Origin of the sequence: Amycolatopsis sp. NPDC026612, assembly GCF_040638285.1 — a bacterium.
Classification (GTDB): Bacteria; Actinomycetota; Actinomycetes; order Mycobacteriales; family Pseudonocardiaceae; genus Amycolatopsis.
The window spans coordinates 1-21,209 of the sequence record NZ_JBEZYB010000034.1; the positions used below are offsets into that span (position 1 = coordinate 1).

Sequence of the window (21,209 nt, forward strand, 5' to 3'; positions counted from 1 at the left end):
GGGCGGGGGGGGGGGGGGGGGGGGCCGGCGGCCGGCCGCCGGCGGGGGCGCGGGCGACGCCGTGTCGGTGATCAACGCGCGCCGGGCGTCGGTGTACGACGGCGACAACAGCACGTCCAGGGGCACGTCGGTGTCGCCGTACCAGGCCTCTCGGTCCGCGAACGCCAGCTTCGCCGCTTCGGTCGCCAAGTGCACCGTGCGCTCCGACGGTACTCCGTCCACATAGGACAGCTCGTCGCGGAAGCCGTGCAGCAGCAGCGCCTGCTGGAGCAGCGCCGGGCCCTGCGTCCAGCCGCCCAGCTTGACCAGGCGCCAGTCGCCGACGTCCGCGAACGCCGGCTCTTCGTACGACGCCGACCACGACGCCAGATCGTCGCCGGTCAGCAGGCCCGCGTGGTCGCGGCCCGAATCGTCACGGAACGCGCGACGGCTGAACTCGTCGATCGCCTCGGCGACGAAGCCCTGAGACCAGGCACGACGTCCCGCGTCGATCTGCGCTTCGCGACCCGGGACCGACTCCGCCTCGCGCAGCAGCCGCTCCCACGTGTCGGCCAGCGCCGGGTTCCGGTGCAGGCCGGACGCGGGCCGGCCGTCCGGCATCCAGAGCGCCGCCGACGTCGGCCAGTGCTCGACGAACAGGCTCGAGACGGCGCGGATCGTGTCGGTGACCCGCGACACCAGCGGCACGCCGTTGCGCGCGTAGCCGATCGCGTACTTCAGGACTTCGCGAAGCGGCTTCGTGCCGTAGTCGCGAAGCAGCAGGAGCCAGCCGTCCCAGGCGCCGGGGACGGTCGCCGGGAGCAGGCCGCTGCCCGGGATCAGGTCCAGCCCCAGCGAGGCGAAGTGTGCCGGCGTGGCCCCCGCGGGCGCCGGGCCTTGGCCGGCCAGTGCCCGCGGGGTCGGGTCGTCCGCCGTCACGAAGAGGCCGGGTACCTGGCCCGCCGGGCCGCACAGGTGCGGTTCGGCGACCTGCAGGACGAAGCCGGCGGCGACCGCTGCGTCGAACGCGTTGCCGCCGTCTTCCAGCACCGCCATCCCGGTGGCCGAAGCCAGCCAGTGGGTCGATGCCACCATCCCGAAGGTGCCGGCCAGCTCCGGCCTCGTCGTGAACATGGTCCCGATAGTACGCATTGCTAAGGAACTGGCACCAGACAGCGTTTACCAGGACGTGGGCCGCCGCCGGTCCGGCTCGTACGGCTGCGTGATGATTTCCATCCCGTTCCCGCCGGGATCGAGGAAATAGACGCCACGGCCGCCGTGGTTGTGGTTGATTTCGCCGACCTGCTTCCCCATCGGGTCGGCGTGGTAGGTCACGCCGGTTTCGACGAGCCGCGCGAAGACGGCGTCGAAGTCGTCTTCCGGGATCAGAAAGCAGTAGTGCTGCAGGCGGAGGTCCTCTTCGGGGATGGTGGCGAAGTCCAGCCGGACGCCGTTGCGCACCTCGACGGGAATGAACGGACCCCATTCCTCCCCGACTTCGAGGCCGAGCAGGTTCGCCAGGAATTCGGCGGATTCCCGGTTGTTCCGGGACGGGACGATCAGGTGGTTCAATTCAACGGATACGGATACTGACACGGTTGAAATGCCTCCAGGGCACTCCCGCCACCTCCATGCCTCACCCAGCCGGTGACCGACACGCGATGCCGTGCGGCCAGCCTAACCAAGATCGAGCACTCAAGAAACCTTGATTCGTGCCGCCGCCCGCGGCCGTCCGACGCCCTGCCAGGACAGCCCGGCGTCGACGATCACCCGCGGATCGAGCAGGTTGCGCGTGTCGACGACGTCGGTGCCCTCCATGAGCTCGGCCATCGCCGCCCAGTCGAGGTGCTTGAACTCGGCCCACTCGGTCAGCACGACGACGGCGTCCGCGTCCTTCGCGACCTGGTAGGCGTCGTCGACGACGGTCATCCCGGAGAGCTCGCCGTCGACGGCGGGGTCGTAGGCGACCAGCTCGGCGCCCAGCGCGCACAACACCGACGAGACGGCGAGCGCGGGCGAGTCGCGCAGGTCGTTGGTGCCCGCCTTGAACGCCAGGCCCAGCACGCCGATCCGGGCACCGGCCAGCGTCCCGCCGACCGCGCCGGCGATCTTCGCGACGATCCGGTCGCGCTGGGCGAGGTTCTCGTCGATGGCGGAGGTCAGCATGGTGAAGTCGTAGTTCACCGACTCGGCCACCTTGACCAGCGCGCTGGTGTCCTTCGGCAGGCAGGAACCGCCCCAGCCGGGGCCGGGCTTGAGGAACGTCCGCCCGATGCGCCGGTCGTGGCCCATGCCCTCGGTGACCAGGTCGATGTCCGCACCCAGCCGTTCGCACAGCTCGGCGATCGAGTTGACGTAGGACAGCTTCAGCGCGAGGTAGCAGTTCGCGGCGTACTTCACCAGCTCGGCGCTCGCCGCGTCGGCGATGACGACCGGCGCGTCGAGTCCGGCGTACAGCTCGCCGACCCGGCGCGCGGCGGCGAGGTCGTCCGAGCCGACGACGATCCGGTCGGGGCCCAGGAAGTCCGCGACCGCGGTGCCTTCGCGGAGGAACTCGGGGTTCGACACCACCGGCACGTCGGCCCGGCCGACCAGCTCCCGGATCCGCTTCGACGTCCCGACCGGCACGGTCGACTTGGTGACCAGCGCACAACCGGCGGGCAGGACGTCACCGATCTCGGCCGTCACCGCCTCGACCGCCCGCAGGTCCGCGGAGCCGCCGGCGCCCATCGGCGTCGGCACGCAGAGGAACACCGCCTGCGCGTGGCGAACCGCGTCCCGCGCGCCGACGACGAACTGGAGGCGCCCGCTCGCGATCCCGCGAGCGACCAGGTCGGCCAGCCCCGGTTCGAGGATGTCGACGCGGCCCGCGCGCAGCCGGGACACCTTCGCGCGGTCGACGTCCACGCAGGTGACGCAATGCCCCAGACTGGCCAGGCAGGCCCCCGTGGTCAAGCCGACGTAACCGGTCCCTACCACCACGATCCGAGCTGGCGTCATGCCGCTGAAGGTGACAGCCGGAGTTGGCCACCGCGCTAACGGAACCGGTCGGGCCCGGAAGCGGTGAGCGAAGACACGAACCGCGCGTGCGAACGAGCGTTAACCTGAGTCGGCGAATCGGAGGACGAAGGGAACCGCACAGATGCAGATCACCGACACCGCGGCGCTGGTCACCGGAGGCGCGTCCGGCCTCGGCGGGGCCACGGCGAAGGCGCTCGCGGCCAAGGGCGCGCGGGTGTTCGCGCTCGACCTGGCGGCGTCGATCGAGAAGGCCGAGCAGATCGACGGCGTCACCTACGTCGAGGCCGACGTCACCGACGTCGAGCAGGTCGAGTCCGCGGTCGCGACCGCTTCGGGCGCCGGCGTGCCGCTGCGGACCGTGGTGAACTGCGCCGGCATCGGGCCGTCCGCGCGGATCCTGTCCAAGAAGGGCCGCCACGACCTCGCGCTGTACGCGAAGGTCATCCAGATCAACCTCGTCGGCACGTTCAACGTGCTGACCATCGCGGCCGAGGCGATCGCCAAGACCGAGCCCCTCGAGGACGACGCCCGCGGCGTCATCATCAACACCGCCTCCATCGCGGCCTTCGACGGTCAGATCGGGCAGGTCGCCTACTCGTCGTCCAAGGGCGGCGTCGTCGGCATGACGTTGCCGGCTGCGCGGGATCTGGCCTCGCACGGCATCCGCGTGCTGACCATCGCGCCCGGCATCGTCGACACCCCGATGCTCGCCACCGTGGGCGACGACTTCCGCGCGTCGCTCGCCGCCGGCGTCCCGTTCCCGAAGCGGCTCGCGCGCCCGGACGAGTACGCGCAGCTCGCGCTGTCGCTGATCGACCACGACTACCTGAACGGCGAGGTCGTCCGGATGGACGGCTCGCTGCGGATGGCCCCGCGCTGACGCCGAGGGCGGCACTTTCACGTGAAAGTGCCGCCCCCAGGTCGTAGCTTTCACGTGAAAGCTACGGTTCAGCGGGTGAGGCGGACCTCCAGGCCGAGGCCGTCGACGGTGACCGAGCAGCCGCCGAACGCGCTTTCCGCGGCCAGCGCCTCGAACTGCGCGGGCGTGAACGCGCGGCGCCGCAGCCACGACAGCGTCTGCCGCACGGTGAAGCCGCTCACCACGCCGACCTTCATCCCGGCGACCTCGCGGTCGATGTCCGCGCCGGTGGCCTCGTGGTTGAGGTCGTGGATCACCGCGAACCCGCCGGGCCGCAGCACCCGGTGCATCTCGTTCAGCGCGGTCACCGGCTGCCGGAAGTTCTTGAACGCGGCCTGGCAGATCACGAAGTCGAACGACTCGGCCGCGAACGGCGCCTGCGTCACGTCCCCCTGCCGGAAGCCGACGTCCACCCCGGCTTTGCGTGCCTCTTCGAGGGCGATCTCCACCATCGTGTGACTGATGTCGAGCCCGGTGACGCGGTAGCCGCGCTTCGCGAGCTCGACGGCGAAGAAGCCGGGGCCGGGCGCCACCTCGAGGATCTCGGCGCCGTCCGCCAGGCCCGCGGTGACCTCGGCCGCCTGCCGCCGGTACTGCGCGAGCTGGGCTTCGGTACCCCGGTTCTTGGCGTACCAGCGGGCCTGGAAGCCCTCCATTTCGGGCACTTTGTGCTTGCGGGTCGTCTCCATGGATCTCTCCTCTTCGGTTGAGCCGAACCGAAGAGCGCACCCGGTTATCCTTGCGGTGCCACCTCGTGACCGGGCGTGCTCGGTTCGGGGTCGAGGACCCCGGGCGGTGTGCCAGCACCTCCCGGGGTCCGTGCTATTCCTCTTCCAGGAGCTCCCCCACGTCGTCGGGGATCTCGCCGGTCTCGTGGTAGCGCCGCCACGCGTCGATCCCGGGCACGGCGCCACTGGTCAGTTCGCCGAGGAAGGCGTGCGTCCAGCGCTCCTCGGCCTCGGTCATCGCGAGGTCGTACTCGACCTCGACGAGGAACAGCCGCGGCAGCAGCGGCCGCAGCTGCTCGAGCATCGCCCGCTGGGCCTCGATGCGTTCGGTGAGCTGCTCGATCCGCTGCCGGAGCAGGGCGATCGTCTGGTCCGGGCCGAGGACGCCGACCATCGACAGCCCGGCCTGGAACCGCGGAGGTTCCTTCTCCACCGTGCCGACCAGCTCGCGGACCCAGTCTTCGAGTTCCTCGCGGCCGGCCGAGGTGATCCCGTAGACGGTCCGCTCGGGCCGTCCGCCGTCCTTGCGGCTTTCGACAGCCTCGAGGAAGCCGTGCTTTTCGAGGTTCGCGACGACGGTGTAGAGCGAACCCCACTTGATCGGCATGTCGGCGTCCTTGCCGCGCTCCTTGAGCACGGCCGCCATCTCGTACGGGTGGCGAGGACGGTCCAGCACCGCGGACAGCACAGCCAGGCCGAGCATGTTGCCGACCTTCCGCCGCTTCATCACTGCTCCTCGTCCACGAGTATTCGCAGACGAGTATCACCGAGGACGCGTCAGCCGGCAAGTGTCTCGGCCGATGAACAACTCAGAGGTCGAACATGTACGGGACTTCGGCCTGCGCCCGCGCGTCGATCCACCCGCGCAGCGCCCGCGTCGCCAGGACGTCGTCCTCGTTGTAGCGCAGCAGCCGCTCGCGCTGGTCGTCGTCCGGCGTTTCGCCGTCCATGCCCACGGCGTCGCGGTACCAGCGCATCGACGCCTCGCCGCCCGCCTCGGGGTCACGCCAGGAGAAGCCCGCCACCGGCGCGATCACCTTCAGCCCCTTGCCGTGGGAGCACAGGAACTGGTCGGTGACGCTGCGGAAGAGGTCCACCCACTGGTCGGAGTCCACAAAGGACTGGATGTCCTTCTTCGACGGCACGCCGGGGTGGTCGCCGAAGCGCTCCACGGAGCCGAAGAGCCAGCGGTTCTCGGCGAGCGCGTTGTAGCAGTAGGCGCGGAAGGTCAGGCCCGCCGCTTCGGTGCGCTCGCGGACGTCGGTGAGCCAGGCCCAGAACTCGGCGAAGGACCGGGCCTCGTCGCCGGTGGGCAGCGGGTCCCACGTCGCGAAGGCGCGATAGCCCTGCGGGATGCCGATGTCGGCGCCGCTGAGCAGGCACCCCCAGAGGTACGCACCGGCGTCGCCGAAGCTCTCCATGTCGACGTCGACCTCGACGTCGCCGCGCGGCACTTCGACCCGGTCGACCCGGCGCACGAGGGTGAGATCGGCCAGCCAGGCCCTGGCGAGGACGACGGCGTCCGGGAAGGTGATGCCCGTCCAGTTCACCGCCGGCGGCTCGCCCGCCGGGTCGAGTTCCGCCAGCTTGTCCACAGTGGACACGCCGGCGCGGCGCAGCTCGACGGCGTCCTCGCCGCGGACGACGAGGCTGACGTCGCGGGTTTCGGTGAGCACGACTTCGCACGTCGGCCACCACGGGCAGCGACGGCACTCCAGCACGCGCGACGGCTCCGCGAGGGGCTCCTCGCCGTTCGCGGCCGCGGTGGCGATGGCGAGCCGGTCGGCGAACCGGACCTGGTACTCGGTGAGCGCGTTGCGCCCGCCGGGCCAGGTGCCCGCCGTGAGGTCGTGCCAGACGACGACGTCGGCGTCGAGGCCGATCACGCCGCCGAGGGCGAGGCTCTCGTCGGCCTGCCCGAGTGTCTGCAGCATGCGGCGGATGTGCACGAGCCGGAGCTGGTCACGCGGCTGCGACCGGACCTTGCGGCCCTCGTCCGCCTTCCGGTGCGCCGGGTCCAGGTCCGTCATCCCGGTGACGATCGCCCCGGTGCCACGGTCGGTGATGCGGTGGCGCACGACGAGCACCGGGACGTAGCCGCGGCCGGTGCGGACGAGCAGATCGGTGCCGCCACGCCGGTGCCCGGCCGCGTCGACCGGCAGCAGCGCACCCCAGACGTAGCGCGCTTCGGCGGCGAAGGCCTGGAGCGTCTGCTCGACACGCTCGTGGGCGGGCAGGTCACGGCCGATCTTCACCCAGTGGTCCGGGTTGGCCGCCATCAGCCGGGCGACGATGTCCTCGCGGTGGGCGGTGGCGTCGTCGATCCGCTGCTGCGCCGTGGGGTCGGGCGGCGAAAGCGGCACCTCGCGCATGGTGGGATCGTGTTCGAGGTGCACGCGCCGGCGGCAGCGGCTGACCGCGCCCGCGTCGAGTACCACCTCGGTGTTCATGGAGATCACTCTAGATTCCCACCGCCGAGCCGACATGCCCGCCACCCGGGCGACCAGTAAGTTCGACCTCGACACGTCGCAGGAGGTGCCATGGCGCGCAAGGCCAAGGTCGAGGGTGATGCCAGGTTCACCCCAAAAAGGGCGAAGAACGCGCTCGCGGTGGCGAAGGTGCTCGGCCCGGCGGTGATTCCGGTGGTGGCGCCGTTCGCGGTGCGCGCCGCGGGGGTCGCCCGGGAGGCGTACGACCGCTACCAGGCGCGCAAGCTGGGAGTCTCGATCGACCGGCTGGGCGAGTACACCGGCCGCGGCGCGGCCCTGCACGCCCGGATCGCGGGCTTGGCCGAGGGCTGCCGCGACCTGCAGAAGTCGGAGAAGGCTTCCAAGGCGGACACGGAATTCGTGAAGGACTCCCTGGGGACGTTGGAGCAGCTGTCGGCGACGGTCCGGGCCGCGGAGCGGATGCCGGCGGTCCGCCGGAAGCCGGCGCACCGGGCGGTGGCCGGGGAGCTGGAGCGGCTCGAAGGGCAGCTGCTGCACCGGCTGGGGATCTGACACTACCGGCCGGCACCACGAAACTGTCGGTGCCGGCCGGTAGTGTCGAGAACGGGGGGCGCCCCCCGCGGGCTACTTGATGAAGCCCTTCTTGACCATCCAGTCGTGGGCGACCTTGCCCGCGTCCTGGCCGTCGACGTCGACCTGCTTGCAGAGCTGCACCATCTGCTCGTTGTCGATCGCCGCGCTGATCTTCTCGAGGGGGCCGCGGACCTCCGGGTGCTGGTTCAGCCACTCCGTGCGCAGCGTCGCCACCGCGTTGTACTGCGGGAACGCTTTCTTGTCGTCCTCCAGTACCCGCAGGTTCAAGCCCGAAATGCGGCCGTCGGTGGTGAAGACCTCGCCCACCGGGCAGGTTCCGCTCGCCACCGCCGAATAGATCGTGCCGATGCCGAAGTTCTTCACCGTCGGCTTCTGGAAGCCGTAGGCCTTGACCGCTGCCGGGAAACCGTCCTGGCGGCTGGTGAACTCCGTCTCCAGGCAGAACACCGCCTGATCCGGCTTCTGCTTGATGAAGGCCGCCAGATCGGACGTCGTCTTCAGGTTGTTCTTCGCGCCGTACTCCTCCGTGACCGCGAACGCGTACTGGTCGTTCAGCGGCGAATAGTTCAGCCACGTGACGCCGAACTTCTCCGCGTCCGCCTTGGCCGTGGCCTCGTACTGGGCCTTTTCGCCGCCGGGGACGGGGAGCTCGTTGCCCTGGTAGTTGATCCAGCCCGTGCCCGTGTACTCCCACGTGACGTCGGTCTGCCCGGACAGCAGCGCCTGGCGCGACGAGTTGGAGCCCTTGATGTCGGACAGGTCGACCACGTCCGCGCCCGCCGCCGTCAACGCCATCTCGGCCATGTACGCCAGGATGATGTTCTCGGTGAAGTCCTTCGACCCCACCGTCACCTTCAGTCCCTGCAGGGACGGGATCGGCTGGATCGAGCCCGGGTGGATGTCGTACGGCACGGCCTGGTTGACCGTCAGCCCGCACGCCGAGAGCGTGCCGCACAACAGGGCCGCGGCGAACGCCGCGGTGAACCGGTGGAGTTTCATCGCAGCCCCTTCGGCCCGAAGTACTGTTCGGCGACCGCGCCCAGCCAGTCCACCAGCAGCGCCAGCGCGACGGCCAGCACCGAGCCGGTGACCAGCACCGGGGTCAGGTTCAGCTTGTAGCCGGTGTCGATGAGCAGCCCGAAACCGCCGGCGTTGACGAACATGCCGAACGTCGCCGTGCCGACCGCCAGTACCAGCGCCGTGCGCAGGCCGGCCAGGATCAGCGGGACGGCCAGCGGGAGCTCGACCCGCCAGAGCACCGCGGTCGCCGACATCCCGATGCCGCGGCCCGCGTCGATCAACGCCGGGTCGACCTGCTGGATGCCGACCATCGTGTTCCGCAGCACCGGCAGCAGGGAGTAGAAGGCCAGCGGCAGCGCCGCCACCCAGATCCCGCCGGTGGCGCCGGTGACGATGAACCACAGCACCAGCACGCCCAGCGCGGGCGCGGCCTGGCCGATGTTCGCGATGGCGAGGAAGACCGGGGCCAGGAACCGGGCCCACGGCCGCGTCACGATCACCCCGACCGGCACCGCGACCAGCACGACGATGGCCGTCACCACGAGTGTCATCAGCAGGTGGTCCCACAGCGCCGTGAGCAGCGACGACGCGTTGAGCGTCTCCTTCTCCGTCGCGCTCAGGCTGCTGGAGAACACCGACACCAGCGTCACCGCGACGATCACCAGCACCACGACGGGCTGGGCGAACAGCCGGACGCGTTCCGCGCGTTTCGAGCCGGACTCGGTGCTGAAGCCGGTATCGACGGCCACCGTCATGCGGGCACCTCTTCACCGTTCGTGTGCTCGTCGCGCAGCTGCTGGATGGTCGCGATCACGGTGTCCAGCTGGATGGTGCCCGCGTACTCGCCGCGCGCGCCGGTGACCGGCACCGAGCCGCCTTCGGCGAGCATCGCCTCGAGCGCGTCCTGCAGCGTCGACTGCAGGCTGACGATGTCGCGCAGCGGCTTGCCGACGGAGGTCAGCGACGTCGCCGCCGCGAGCTCGCGGGCGTGCACCCAGCGGATCGGCCGGCGGCGCTGGTCGAGCACCAGCGCGAAGTGCTTGCGCTGCTCGTCGAGCTTCGTGCGGACGTCGGCCGGGTCGTCGGTCACCGTCGCCGTCAGCGCGTCCTGCTGGAGCTCGACGTCGCGGACCCGCAGCAGGGTCAGCTGCTTCAGCGACGCGCCCGCGCCGACGAACCCGGCGACCGTGTCGTTGGCCGGATTCGCCAGGATCGCTTCGGGGGTGTCGTACTGCAGGATCGACGACTGGTTGCCGAGCACCGCGATCTTGTCGCCCAGCTTCACGGCCTCGTCGAAGTCGTGCGTGACGAACACGATCGTCTTCTGCAGCTCGGTCTGCAGCCGCAGCAGCTCGTCCTGCAGGTTGCCGCGGGTGATCGGGTCGACCGCGCCGAACGGCTCGTCCATCAGCAGCACCGGCGGGTCCGCGGCCAGCGCCCGCGCGACGCCGACGCGCTGCTGCTGCCCGCCGGAGAGCTGGCGCGGGAAGCGGTCGCGGAAGTCGGCCGGGTCGAGGCCGACCAGGTCCATCATCTCCTCGACCCGGTCGTTGACCTTCTTCTTGTCCCAGCCGAGCAGGCCCGGCACCACCGCGATGTTCTGCGCGACGGTGAAGTGCGGGAACAGCCCGGCCTGCTGGATGGCGTAGCCGATCCGGCGGCGCAGGGTGTCGACGTCGAGCTTCAGCGCGTCCTCACCGCCGATGGTGATCCGGCCCGACGACGGCTCGATGAGCCGGTTGATCATCCGCATCGTGGTCGTCTTGCCGCAGCCGGAGGGACCGACGAAGACCACGATCTTGCCCGCGGGGACGACCATCGAGAAGTCGTCGACCGCGGGCTCGCGGGTGCCGGGGTACCGCTTGCTCACGTGCTCCAGCTCGATCTCGACGCCGGAGACTTCCTCGTTCTCAGCCACGGACACCCCTAGAGATGGTGAAGCGCTTGATCAGGACGTAGACGCCGTCGAGGAGCAGGGCGAGGATGACGACCCCGACCGTGCCGGTGACGGCTTGGTTGAGGGAGTTCGTGCTCCCCGCGTTCGTGAGCCCGGAGAAGACCTCGGCGCCGAAGCCGGGCCCCTTCGCGTAGGCGGCGATCACCGCGATGCCCATCAGCATCTGGGTGGCCACCCGCATGCCGGTGAGGATCGCCGGCCACGCGAGCCGCAGCTCGACCCGGGTGAGCACGCCGAAGCGGCTCATCCCGATGCCGCGGGCGGCGTCGGTGATCGCCGGGTCGACGCCGTCGAGCCCGACGATGGTGTTCCGGACGATCGGCAGCAGGCCGTAGAGCACCAGCGCGATCACGGCCGTCGTCGGACCGAGCCCTGAGATCGGGATCAGCAGGCCCAGGAGGGCGAACGACGGCACCGTCAGGATCGTGCTCGCCAGCGCGGTGGCCACCGCCGAGCCGATCGGGCTGCGGTACACCGCGACCCCGATCAGCACGCCGAGGACCGCGGCGATGATGGTGCACTGCACCACCATGCTGGTGTGCAGGTAGGCCTCCAGCCACAGCTTGCTCGCGCGGTCGGAGATGTAGTCGAAGAGGTTCATCCGTGTTCGCTCTCCCGCCCTTCGTACAGGCCTTCACCCGAATGGGCTAGTTCCTGACCGACGGCTCAGTACCCACCGCACGAGCCGCCCAAACCCCCGTCTTCGGCCCACCGTGGCCCACCCGGCCGTGATCGGCAACAACTGGGCTGAACCACGGCGTGGCGCGGGCCGTGAACTCGGTGTGTGCTCACTCGACGAGATCACACGTTCACGGCCGAGCAGATCCCTTAGGCTGCTCCGCATGAGCGATCCGGCACGGCGTCCCGCCGTGCTGGGTGCTACCCGTGGCGTGTTGCTCGCCGTGAGTGCTGCGGTACTTTCCGTGACCGCGCACCGGTTCGCCGACGGCGGGCTGCCGGACCCGGCGATGACGGTGCTGCTCACCAGTCTCTTCGGCTGGACCGCGACCGCGCTCGCCCGCAAGGCCCGCGGGGCGCTGGCCACGGTCGCCCTGCTCGGGGTCGCCCAGCTGGTGATGCACCTGCTGCTCACCACCCTCGCCGACCACCACATGCACGACCTGGCCGCGCAGTCCGGCAGCACCGGGCCCGGCATGATCGCCGCGCACGCCGTCGCGACCGTGCTCACCGCGCTCCTGCTCGCCCGCGCGGACACGATGCTGCTCACCGTGCTGGCCGTGCTGCGCGCGATCCTGCCGCGGCTGCTGACGCCGCTGCCGGTGCCGTCCGCGGCTCCCGCGCTCATCCCGGCCCGCCTGGGCGGTCCGGACCACCTCGTCGGCGTCGACCTGCGCCGGATCCGCGGGCGGCGTGGCCCACCCGTGCACTCCTGAACCCAGCTCGTCCCCGAACCGGCCGGTCCCCGAACCGAGCCGTCCCTTGTTCTTGAGTTCATCAGGAGTGAACCCATGTCCCAGCACGTCTTCAAGCGCGCCGGTTTCCTCGCCGCCGCCGTCGGTGTCGCCGGTCTTCTCGGCGCGGGCGTCGCCTCCGCGCACGTCACCGCCAACGTCTACGGCCCGCAGCCCACGAAGGGCGGCTACGCGGCGATCGTGTTCCGCGTGCCGAGCGAGGAGCCGAACACCATGACCACCAAGGTGGCCGTCGACTTCAAGGCCGACTACGGCATCGGCAGCGTGCGGACCAAGCCGCTGCCCGGCTGGACCGCCGAGGTGACCAAGTCCAAGCTGCCCACCCCGATCACCAAGGACAACGGCACGCAGATCACCGAAGCCGTCACGGCGGTGACCTGGACCGCGCAGCCGGGCAACGAGCTGAAGGCCACCGACTACCAGGAGTTCTCGGTGAGCTTCGGCCCGCTGCCGACCAATGTGGACGAGGTCGAGTTCCCCGCGCACCAGACCTACAGCGACGGCAAGGTCGTCGACTGGAACCAGGCGACGCCGCCGGGTGGCGAGGAGCCGGAGCACCCGGCGCCGGCCGTCAAGCTGGCCGCCAAGGCCGAGGGCGACGGCGACCACGCCGGGATGGCCCCGGGCATGGCGGCCACCACCGGGGAGCACACTGAAGCCGCGGCGAACACGTCGGACAGCACGGCCCGCTGGCTCGGCGGGGCCGGCCTGCTCGTCGGCGCCATCGGCCTCGGTGTCGGGGCCGGCGCGACCATCCGGGCCCGCAAGGCCACGGCCAAGTCGGGAGGCAACAGCTAGATGCGCGGTGTGCCTATCGTTACCAATCCGACCGGCAGTCACGGCGGAAACCCTCGCCTGGCGCGGACCGGCCGCGGACCGCGTCCGCCTGCTTTCGGCCGGATTGGTAAGGCGCTCGTCGCGCTGGCGTTGACCGGGGTGGCCGTGCTCGGCACGGCCACCCCGGCGCTGGCCCACAACGTGCTGATCTCCTCGGACCCGGCGAACGGCTCGTCCGTCGCCGCCGGCCCGCCGACGATCAGCCTGACCTTCGACCAGTACGTGCAGGGCGCGGACGTCAACCAGATCGCGGTGACCGGACCCGGCGGCGGCCAGTGGGCCGAGGGACCGATCAGTGTGGTGAACAACGTCATCAGCGCGCCCCTGCGGCCGCTCGGGCCGGCCGGGAAGTACACCATCGGGTACCGGGTGCTGTCCGCGGACGGCCACCCGGTGACCGGTGAGCTCACCTTCACCGTGACGACCGCGGGCACCGGCACACCGGCGACCGTCGACGCGGCGAGGTCACCGGGCAGCACCGGGCAGGCGTCCTCGCAACCGGCGTCGAGCGGGGTACCGATCTGGGTCTGGATCGCCGGCGCGGTCGTGCTGCTGGCGATCGGGCTGACCGTGGCCCTGCGCGCGGGCGGCAAGGCCGTCGACGAGAAGAACTAAGGCGATGACCCAGGCCGAGACCACCGCGAAACCCCGCTATTCGACGCTGCTCTGCGTCGTGACGGCGGGCCTGCTGGGCGCCCTCATCGGCGTCGCGCTCACCGCCACCACCCCGGTCCCCGGCGTGGTGCAGCCCGGCGCGGTGGTCTCGGCAGGCATCCCGGTCGTCCGGGTTCTGCTCGACCTCGCCGCGGTCACCACGATCGGACTGGCGCTGCTGTCCGTGCTCGTCGGGTACGACCGGCCGAAGCTCACCGAGCCGATCATGCGGCTGGCCCGGCCGGCCGGGGTCGCGGCCGCGCTGGTCTGGGCCACCGCGGCGGTGGTCGCGCTGATCCTGCAGACCGCGGAATTCAAGCCCGGTTCGTCGACGCTGTCGCCGCGCGACATCGGCCAGTACATCGCGGCCGTCGGCGCCGGCAAGGCGCTCGTCATCGTCGCCGCACTCGCCCTCGGCCACGCCGGCATCGGCGCACTGGCGCTGCGCTTCGGCGAGAAGGTGCCCGCCGAAGTCCGCGTCGGGCTCGGCCTGTTCGCGCTGCTGCCGCTGCCGGTCACCGGGCACGCGTCGAACTGGAGCTACCACGACTACACGATGATTTCGATGGAGCTGCACGTGATGAGCGCCGTCGCCTGGACCGGCGGCCTGGGCGCGATGACCGTGCTCCTCGTCGCGAACCGGACGCTGCTGGCGCACGCGCTGCCCCGGTTCTCGAAGCTCGCGACGCTCTGCCTGGTCCTCTCCGCGGCGACCGGCCTGTTCAACGGCCTGATCGAAATCTCGCTCAACCCCACCATCGGGTTCTGGGCGGCGATCTTCACGACGCCGTACGGGCAGCTGCTCATCCTGAAGGCCGCGTGCACCGGCGTGATCGCCCTGCTCGGGGCAAATGTTCGCTGGCGCCTGCTGCCGAGGGTCGTCCGGCACGACCGCACGGCGCTCGCCGCCTGGGCGACGCTCGAGCTGACCGTCATGGGACTGGCCTTCGGGTTCGCCGTCGTGCTGACGCGGGCGCCGGTCGTCGCCTCCTGAACCGCCGTCCCCGCAGGTAGACCCCGGTGCAGTGACCGCCAGTAGCTGCAACTTGCGCATTGGGATGACTGGTGATCCATTGGGGGTGACCGGTCGGGCTGAACTTTCTACCCAGAGCGGGCCGCCTTTCGGATGCGACGAACGGTCATTCGCGGCCGTCGAATGCACGTGCAGATTGTGGTCTCGATCACACCAAGTGACAGATCAGGGTCAGCGGTAACGCGTCCACCGGGTGTCGGTCCGCCCGTTCCGGAAGTCGTCCAGACGCCGGTACAGCTCCGGCCGCACCTGCGGCCGGCTGCGCAGGATCGGCAGCACGCTTGTCGTCAGCTTCAGCTCACGGATCCCGCGGAGGACGGCGAACCCGGGCCACGACGTCACGTCGAAGCCGTACGCCGCGGCGAACGTCCGGTAGCCCACCGGCGGGTCACCGAACCGCTCGCGGCCGACGGCCAGCGGCGTCAGGTCCCATTCCGGGGGGCCCACGCACGACGAATCGAAGTCGCAGAGCACCGGCCCGTCGGGGCCGGGGATGACGTTGCCGGGGTACGCGTCGCCGTGGACCAGGCCTCTGGGCAGCGGAAACTCCAGTTCGGCCAGTGCGGCTTCGAGCTCGGCACAGCGGTCGAGCAGGAATTCCCGGTCGGCATCGCTGATCTCCTCGGCGTCGGACACCCTGGCCCGCACGGCGGCGAACGGCGCCCACTCGGCGAGGCCGGGCGGCGCGGGCAGCGCGTGCACCTGGCGCAGCAGCCGGGCCAGGTCGGCGGGCGTCGCCGGCCTGCCGATGCTCGGCACCTGGTGCCACACGGTCACCAGGTGCCCGCCGACTTCCAGCGGCTGCTCGACGTCGCCGAGCAGCCGGATCGCCGGGACGCCGTGGCTTTCGAAGTGCCGGGCCACGCGCACGACGGTGCCGACGCGGTGCCGCAGCTGCGTCGAGCCGACGATCCGGATCACGAAAGGGGCGGTGACCAGCGCGTACACCGCGTTGTTGGTGAACCGCAGCAGCCGCGCGCCGGTGGGGTCGAGATCCAGCTGCGCGCAGGTCGCGGCCAGCACGCCGCGCAGCTTCCCGGCGGTGAACCGGCCGGCCAAGACGGTCCCGGTGTCCCCACTGCCGCCGGGACTATGCGGCGTAGAAAGCGTGGAGGCGATCGGCGAGGTCACGGGCGTCGACGTTGTTGCGGCGGCGCTCGGCCTCCTGCTGGAGAGGCCGCATCCGGTCCTTGACCCGCTCGGACTTGATGCCCTCGGCGCAGTCGATGGCCTTGCCGCCGACCTTGGAGCCGTGGTCGAGGTCGCCGTCCAGCAGGTGGTTGGTGGCGAGCGCGCTGAGCATGAAGGTCTTGGAGCGGGCCATTTCGTCGTCATAGGACTCGACGGCCCTGGTCAGCGCGGGGATCGCGTACTTGGTGTGCTCGGCGTTCTTCTGCGCGAGGACCGTGTGGACGGTGCCGACCATGGCGTAGACGTCGGTTTCGGTGAAGAACTTGACCCACGACTCGGCTTCGGCCAGGTTGGCGCGCTCGAACTCGTCCTTGCTCCGGCCGAGCAGCTTCACCGCCTGCTCTTCGTTGCCCATCATCGCGTAGGCCCACGCCTCGTTCGCGCACAGCACGGAGACGGCCAGTTCGGAACCGCTTTCCTGGGCGGCGATCTGGCCGAGCTGGAACAGCTTCAGCGCGTCGTTCGGGGCGTCCTGGTGCAGGTAGACGCGGCCCATGCGGTAGAGCACGTTGGCCACGAGCGGGTGGTTTTCGCCCTGCTTGGCCAGGTCCAGCGCGTTCGCGAAGTGGCCGCGGGCGGAGTCCATCAGGCCGGTGTCGAAGGAGGTCCAGCCGGCCAGCGAGTGGAGGTCGGCGAGCGCGACGTACAGCCGGTTCTTCACCAGGTCGGTGCCGTGCGCCTCGAGCATCTGCTGGCCCCAGGACAGCTGCGCCACGACGGCGTCGCGGCAGAACCCGCCGCCGTACTGGTAGTCCAGGGCCCGGAGCGCGCGAGTCGCGGCTTCGACCTGGCGCACGTCGGTCATGCCGATGCGGCCGGGCGCCGGCGTCCTGGCCGGTCCGGCCGCCCACGTGCCCGACTCCGGACCGAACACCGCCGCACCCATCGTGACCTGGGCGGCGTGCGCGAGGAACCTCCGTCGCTTCACGGACTCGTCCTCCTCAGCCTGCTGGCCGTCGGCGGAGCCGACGACCCGTATCGCCGTGGCCTCGTCGTAGGCGAGACCCATGTATCCACGGGGGACGCCCAGGCCATCGGCGATCCTCGTGAGCACGTCGTAGGCCATGACCTGGCGACCCTTGAGGATCTCCGACACCTCGGACTGGGATTGGCCGGTCATCGCGGCGATCTGGCGCTGCGAGACACCGTGCTTGCGCAGGAGCCGGTAGACGGCGCTGATCTCGCGTGACGCGAGAGCCGTCCTCATCTCCGGCTGCTCCCACGCGTCAGCGGGAACTGCGTGGCTCTGCCGGGCTTCGGCACTGCCACCGTTACTGGCGTCCATTGCGCCCCCTCCACTGTCCGGTCGGGCGTCTGTGAACCAGCGTAGGCAAACCTGCGGAACCGTGGGAACAGCCGGACTGACGCCCTGATCGGTCCGGCCGAAGTTCGCTGACCGCTTACCGTGGAACCGAGTCCAGTCACCGCTATGACGCCGATTCCACCTTCTATCGCCCTCGGTTTCACCTCACTGTAGTTGTCAGATCTCCGTCACCGCCCGGACACCGGTAGCGATCACGGAGAGCTACGAAAACCCGCAGTGTTGTCCCGGACGCGGCGACGTACCCGGTGCGACGGTGCAGAAGCATCTTCGAAGACTTCCGACAGAGCGGAGAAGGGCGTGGAGTTCGTGGACTCGTTCGCAGGGGGACATGCCGGCACGGCCACCCGCGCCATGCGGCCGGCGGTCGCAACGGTCTCTCCCGTCTCCGCCGTCCGCCCCGTCACCCCCGCCGCGGCGGTGGACCCCCGCACCGCGAGCGTCCGCCACTACGAGGGCGGTCAGCTCGTGTGGCGGGTGCAGTGCGGCGACCTCATCAGCCGCGAGCGGGCGGTGACGGTGTTCGTCGAGGACAACCAGGTGGTACTGGTCTCACCTCCCGGTGAGACCGCGCGGCTGACGTCCGGCCAGCTCGGCCAGCTGCGCGCCGCGCTCAACGAAGCCGCCAAGATGGCGGAAAGGTAACGGTGAGCTGACATGGATCAGGTACTCGGGCAGGTCCTCCGCAATGCGGTCTGGGAGCGCCTCGACATGCTGACCGACCTGGCGAACCGCGCCGACGCCCAGTCGCTCGTCTCGGTCGCGCGCTCCGAACTGCCCCGGTTGACCGAGGCGTGGCGCGCGATGCTGAAGATGCACGAGCCCGACGAGCGCGGTGACTGCCCGACCTGTTCGACCCGGTGGCACCGCTGCAAGGCGCCGTGCTCGGTCTGGCAGGTCGCCCACGAACACCTGGTGGCCGGCGGGCTGGCCCCGCAGCAGCAGTCCACCGTGGACAGCCGGCTGCAGGGCCGCCGCAAGAGCCCCGTCCCGACGCACCCCACGCCGCCCACCCCGGCCGAGACCACCGGGCGCCACGCGCTGGTGAATCCGCGCCGAGCGGTCACGGCCTGACCCCCTGGACCGGCGAGCGCGGCCGACCGATCGCCCCATCGGACCCGCTCTGCACTCGCCGCGGCCGAGGACTGTTTCGCCCGCACCCCCGAGCAGCGCGAACCAGTCCTCGGCCAACACCCCGGCCCCACCGCGATTAATCGAAAAAAATCCGCGTTAGCCCTAGCCCAGGCGGTAATCGCCCGCTAGATTGATCACCACACCCAGCGACGATCATGCAGGTGATCGCGCTCGTGAACCGCCTTGAGCGGCCCTGAATTCCGCGGGCCGGTGCCGTTGCACTCCCCTCCCCCGACCGGCACCGGCCCGCGGTTCCACGTCCGAATACGGGAAGGCCCCCGAGAGGAACTCCAGGTTCCTCACGGGGGCCTTCCCGTATGTCGGGCTAGCGGACGGCCTTGACGCGCAGCACCAGCACCGCGGCCAGGAGTGTCGCGACCGCTGAGGCCGCGAACAGTCCCGAGTACCCGCCGAGGTACGTGAGCACCAGCGGCGTCACCAGCGGGGCCAGCACCTGCGGCAGTGAATTCGCGATGTTGATGACGCCGAGGTCCTTCGCGCGGTCCTGCGCCGTCGGGAGCACCTGCGTCAGCATCGCCAGCGCGACCGCCATGTACGCCCCGAACCCGATGCCCAGCAGCGGCGACGCGGCGAGCGCGACCGGCCAGCTCTGCCAGATGACCAGCAGCAACGCGGCCGCGGCCATCACCCCGGACGCCAGCAGGACGTACGGCTTGCGGCGTCCGGACTTGTCGGAGAAGTGCCCTGCCAGCAGCGCGCCGACCACGAGCGCGACGCCGTACAACGCCATCATGATGATCAGCCCGGTGTCCGGGTCCGGGTAGTGCACCGAGTCCTTGAGGAAGAACCAGAGGTACAGCGTCCCGAACGCGTTGCCGAGGTTGATCATGAAGTGGCACGACCACGCCCACGCGAAGTCCGGGAACCGCCGCGGCGAGACCCAGAGGTTGCGGACCACCTCACCGGCTTTGGACGACGGCCGGAACTCCACCGGCAGACGCGCGTCCGGCGTGCGGAGGACGAAGAACGCGGCGCCGGCCACGACGATCCCGGCGCAGACCGCGTAGGCGAGCGGCAGCCCGGCGAGGTCGGCCACGGTGACGACCACGATCGCCCCCGCCACCGTGCCGAGCATCTGCGCGATGCCGACCAGGCCGCCGACCTGGGCCCGCTGGCCGACCGGGACGCGGTCGGCGATGGCGGACATCAGCGTCGCGAGCATCCCGTTCAACCCGGCCTGGACGAGGCACCAGCCGACGACCATCAGGGCGACGTTCGGCGCGAACGCCAGCACCAGCAGCCCGACGGCCGCGACCGCCGCGCCGATCACCGTCCACGGGTGGCGACGTCCGAACCGCGAGCACGTCCGGTCCGACAGCAGCCCGACCGTCGGGTTGACGACCAGCGCCACGGCCGCGCCGACGCCCATCACCAGGCTGAGCACGAACTCCTTGTTCACCTGGTCGAGCAGTTCGGACTGCTTCGGCAGCAGCACCTGGATCGGCGCGTAGACGCCCAGCCACAGCGCGATGTTCGCGAAGAACAGCAGGCTCATCCAGCCCGGCCGCACCCGCGCGACCGGCTCGGCGAGAGCTTCCGGCACGCCGGTGGCCTCGGTCGTCTCACTACTCATTCCGCACCAGCTTCCGGTACCAGTGGAACGAGTCCTTCGGCGTCCGCCGCAGGGTCTCGTAGTCGATGTGCACCAGGCCGAAGCGTGGCGCGTAACCCTTGGACCACTCGAAATTGTCCATCAGGGACCAGCAGAAGTAACCACGGACGTCGACACCGGCGTCCATCGCCTCGCGGAGCGCGACGAGGTGGCTGTGCAGGAAGTCGATGCGTTCGGGGTCGTGGACACCGCCGTCTTCGGCGACTTCGTCGGCGAAGCTGCAGCCGTTCTCGGTGATCTGGATCGGCGGCAGCTTGTCGCGGTAGCGGTGGTGGAAGTCGAGCAGCAGCTCGCGCAGGGCGTGCGGGACGATCGGCGAGGCGTTCGTCGTCATCGGGTAGCCCTCGACGTCGCGGAGTTCGAACGGCAGCGGGTTCCCCGGGCCGGGCGCCGCCACCCCCTGCGGCTCGTAGTAGTTGACGCCGTAGAAGTCGAGGGGCTGCGCGATGGTCGGCAGGTCGTCGGCGAACCCGGCGGGGAGGTGCTGGTGAAGCTGCTCCGGATAGCTGCCGAGCAGCACGGGGTCGGCGTAGAGCCGGTTGAGGAGCGCGTCGAGCCACTCGGCGGCCGCTTCGTCCGCCGGGGTGTCGGCAGCGGGCCAGATCGGCGAGTGGTTGTTGGCGGTGCCGACGGTGGTGGCGCCGGCCGCGCGCAGGGCCTGGACGGCGAGGCCGTGCGCCAGGTTCTGGTGGTGCGCGGTGGGAATGGCGTCGAGCAGGAGCGTCTTGCCGGGCGCGTACTCACCGATCCCGTAGCCGAAGATCGACGTGACCATGGGCTCGTTGATCGGAATCCACAGTTTCACCCGGTCGGCGAAGCGGTCACCGATGATCCGGGCGTATTCGGCGAAGCGCTCAGCGGTGCTGCGGGAGAGCCAGCCGCCTTCGTCCTCGACGGCCTGCGGGGTGTCCCAGTGGTAGAGCGTGACGGCGGGCGCGATGCCCGCTTCGCAGACGGCGTCGATGAGCTTGTCGTAGAAGCCGAGCCCTTCGGGGTTGGGCGCGCCCTTGCCGTCGGGCTGGATGCGGGGCCACGCGATGGACATCCGGTAGGCACCGACACCGAGCTCCCCCATCAGCGCAATGTCTTCGGGGTAGCGGTGGTAGTGGTCGGCGGCTACGTTTGCTTGTTCACCGCGGGCGATCTTGCCCTCGGTCGCGGTGAAAGTGTCCCAGATGGACGGTCCGCGCCCACCTTCGCTGGTGGCACCTTCGATCTGGAACGCCGATGTCGAAACACCCCAGAGGAAGTCGGACGGGAAGATCGGGTTCTGCACTGGCTGCTGACCCCTTCGTCTGGCCACCC

The 21,209-nt window shown here is 70.4% G+C and carries 22 protein-coding genes; 8 read left to right on the top strand and 14 right to left on the bottom strand.

Translation table 11 applies throughout. From position 1 onward, the window contains the following. The 3 genes from AB0F15_RS26885 to AB0F15_RS26895 all read right to left on the bottom strand — a co-directional run. A partial coding sequence (locus AB0F15_RS26885; protein ID WP_360275744.1) for a gamma-glutamyltransferase occupies positions 1-1,113 on the bottom strand: 1,113 nt, incomplete at its 3' end. Positions 1,114-1,158: 45 nt separating this feature from the next. Further along, positions 1,159-1,551 (bottom strand): VOC family protein, encoded by a 393-nt coding sequence (locus tag AB0F15_RS26890; protein WP_360275747.1) that lies wholly within the window; start codon positions 1,549-1,551, stop codon positions 1,159-1,161. Between the two features lie 123 nt (positions 1,552-1,674). Further along, entirely contained in the window at positions 1,675-2,979 is a 1,305-nt protein-coding gene (locus AB0F15_RS26895) for a UDP-glucose/GDP-mannose dehydrogenase family protein (RefSeq protein WP_360275750.1), read from the bottom strand. A 142-nt stretch (positions 2,980-3,121) separates the two neighbouring features. Here AB0F15_RS26895 and AB0F15_RS26900 point away from each other — a divergent pair, with 142 nt between their 5' ends. Continuing rightward, entirely contained in the window at positions 3,122-3,880 is a 759-nt protein-coding gene (locus tag AB0F15_RS26900) for an SDR family NAD(P)-dependent oxidoreductase (protein WP_360275753.1), read from the top strand. Positions 3,881-3,948: 68 nt separating this feature from the next. On the opposite strand, the gene AB0F15_RS26905 is transcribed toward AB0F15_RS26900, so the two are convergent. From AB0F15_RS26905 to AB0F15_RS26915, 3 genes are all read right to left on the bottom strand, one after another. Next, on the bottom strand, positions 3,949-4,608 hold the full coding sequence (locus tag AB0F15_RS26905) for a class I SAM-dependent methyltransferase (protein ID WP_360275756.1): 660 nt from the start codon (positions 4,606-4,608) through the stop codon (positions 3,949-3,951). 133 nt (positions 4,609-4,741) lie between these two features. After that, positions 4,742-5,374 (bottom strand): PadR family transcriptional regulator, encoded by a 633-nt coding sequence (locus tag AB0F15_RS26910; protein WP_360275759.1) that lies wholly within the window; start codon positions 5,372-5,374, stop codon positions 4,742-4,744. 82 nt (positions 5,375-5,456) lie between these two features. Continuing rightward, positions 5,457-7,097 (bottom strand): TM0106 family RecB-like putative nuclease, encoded by a 1,641-nt coding sequence (locus tag AB0F15_RS26915; protein ID WP_360275761.1) that lies wholly within the window; start codon positions 7,095-7,097, stop codon positions 5,457-5,459. Positions 7,098-7,187: 90 nt separating this feature from the next. On the opposite strand from AB0F15_RS26915, the gene AB0F15_RS26920 reads away from it, so the two are divergent. Then, positions 7,188-7,649 (top strand): DUF6474 family protein, encoded by a 462-nt coding sequence (locus AB0F15_RS26920; RefSeq protein WP_360275764.1) that lies wholly within the window; start codon positions 7,188-7,190, stop codon positions 7,647-7,649. Positions 7,650-7,721: 72 nt separating this feature from the next. Here AB0F15_RS26920 and AB0F15_RS26925 read toward each other — a convergent pair whose 3' ends face one another. Genes AB0F15_RS26925 through AB0F15_RS26940 form a run of 4 tightly spaced genes read right to left on the bottom strand, consistent with a single transcriptional unit; the run spans position 7,722 to position 11,269 of the window. After that, a complete protein-coding gene (locus AB0F15_RS26925) occupies positions 7,722-8,690 on the bottom strand; it encodes a glycine betaine ABC transporter substrate-binding protein (protein WP_360275766.1) in 969 nt (322 codons plus the stop codon). Further along, entirely contained in the window at positions 8,687-9,466 is a 780-nt protein-coding gene (locus tag AB0F15_RS26930) for an ABC transporter permease (protein ID WP_360275769.1), read from the bottom strand. The genes AB0F15_RS26925 and AB0F15_RS26930 overlap by 4 nt, the downstream gene beginning before the upstream one ends. After that, positions 9,463-10,629, bottom strand: a complete 1,167-nt coding sequence (locus AB0F15_RS26935) for an ABC transporter ATP-binding protein (protein WP_360275771.1) — start codon at positions 10,627-10,629, stop codon at positions 9,463-9,465. Before AB0F15_RS26935 ends, AB0F15_RS26930 begins: the two co-directional genes overlap by 4 nt. Then, positions 10,622-11,269 carry an ABC transporter permease gene (locus AB0F15_RS26940; protein WP_360275774.1) on the bottom strand — a complete coding sequence of 216 codons (648 nt, stop codon included), beginning with the start codon at positions 11,267-11,269 and terminating at the stop codon, positions 10,622-10,624. The genes AB0F15_RS26935 and AB0F15_RS26940 overlap by 8 nt, the downstream gene beginning before the upstream one ends. Before the next feature lie 292 nt (positions 11,270-11,561). Between AB0F15_RS26940 and AB0F15_RS26945 the strand changes: the two genes are divergently transcribed. The 4 genes from AB0F15_RS26945 (at position 11,562) to AB0F15_RS26960 (ending at position 14,586) form a co-directional block, all read left to right on the top strand. Beyond that, positions 11,562-12,062 carry a hypothetical protein gene (locus AB0F15_RS26945; RefSeq protein ID WP_360275950.1) on the top strand — a complete coding sequence of 167 codons (501 nt, stop codon included), beginning with the start codon at positions 11,562-11,564 and terminating at the stop codon, positions 12,060-12,062. A 75-nt stretch (positions 12,063-12,137) separates the two neighbouring features. Next, positions 12,138-12,899, top strand: a complete 762-nt coding sequence (locus tag AB0F15_RS26950) for a YcnI family protein (RefSeq protein ID WP_360275776.1) — start codon at positions 12,138-12,140, stop codon at positions 12,897-12,899. A 102-nt stretch (positions 12,900-13,001) separates the two neighbouring features. Next, positions 13,002-13,553, top strand: a complete 552-nt coding sequence (locus tag AB0F15_RS26955) for a copper resistance CopC family protein (RefSeq protein ID WP_360275953.1) — start codon at positions 13,002-13,004, stop codon at positions 13,551-13,553. 4 nt (positions 13,554-13,557) lie between these two features. Next, positions 13,558-14,586 (top strand): CopD family protein, encoded by a 1,029-nt coding sequence (locus tag AB0F15_RS26960; protein ID WP_360275779.1) that lies wholly within the window; start codon positions 13,558-13,560, stop codon positions 14,584-14,586. Between the two features lie 210 nt (positions 14,587-14,796). Here AB0F15_RS26960 and AB0F15_RS26965 read toward each other — a convergent pair whose 3' ends face one another. Further along, complete coding sequence (locus AB0F15_RS26965; RefSeq protein ID WP_360275956.1) at positions 14,797-15,684, bottom strand: aminoglycoside phosphotransferase family protein; 888 nt, start codon at positions 15,682-15,684, stop codon at positions 14,797-14,799. 31 nt (positions 15,685-15,715) lie between these two features. Further along, positions 15,716-17,101: a helix-turn-helix transcriptional regulator gene (locus AB0F15_RS26970; RefSeq protein WP_360275782.1), complete on the bottom strand. Its 1,386-nt coding sequence runs from the start codon at positions 17,099-17,101 to the stop codon at positions 15,716-15,718. Between the two features lie 336 nt (positions 17,102-17,437). Here AB0F15_RS26970 and AB0F15_RS26975 point away from each other — a divergent pair, with 336 nt between their 5' ends. Next, positions 17,438-17,782, top strand: a complete 345-nt coding sequence (locus tag AB0F15_RS26975) for a hypothetical protein (protein ID WP_360275785.1) — start codon at positions 17,438-17,440, stop codon at positions 17,780-17,782. Positions 17,783-17,794: 12 nt separating this feature from the next. Continuing rightward, positions 17,795-18,211 (top strand): hypothetical protein, encoded by a 417-nt coding sequence (locus tag AB0F15_RS26980; protein WP_360275787.1) that lies wholly within the window; start codon positions 17,795-17,797, stop codon positions 18,209-18,211. A gap of 385 nt (positions 18,212-18,596) precedes the next feature. On the opposite strand, the gene AB0F15_RS26985 is transcribed toward AB0F15_RS26980, so the two are convergent. Together AB0F15_RS26985 and AB0F15_RS26990 are read right to left on the bottom strand one after the other, a co-directional pair. Beyond that, positions 18,597-19,865, bottom strand: coding sequence for an MFS transporter (locus AB0F15_RS26985; RefSeq protein WP_360275789.1), 1,269 nt, complete (start codon positions 19,863-19,865; stop codon positions 18,597-18,599). Next, positions 19,858-21,180 carry a GH1 family beta-glucosidase gene (locus AB0F15_RS26990; RefSeq protein ID WP_360275791.1) on the bottom strand — a complete coding sequence of 441 codons (1,323 nt, stop codon included), beginning with the start codon at positions 21,178-21,180 and terminating at the stop codon, positions 19,858-19,860. Before AB0F15_RS26990 ends, AB0F15_RS26985 begins: the two co-directional genes overlap by 8 nt. Positions 21,181-21,209: the final 29 nt, after the last annotated feature.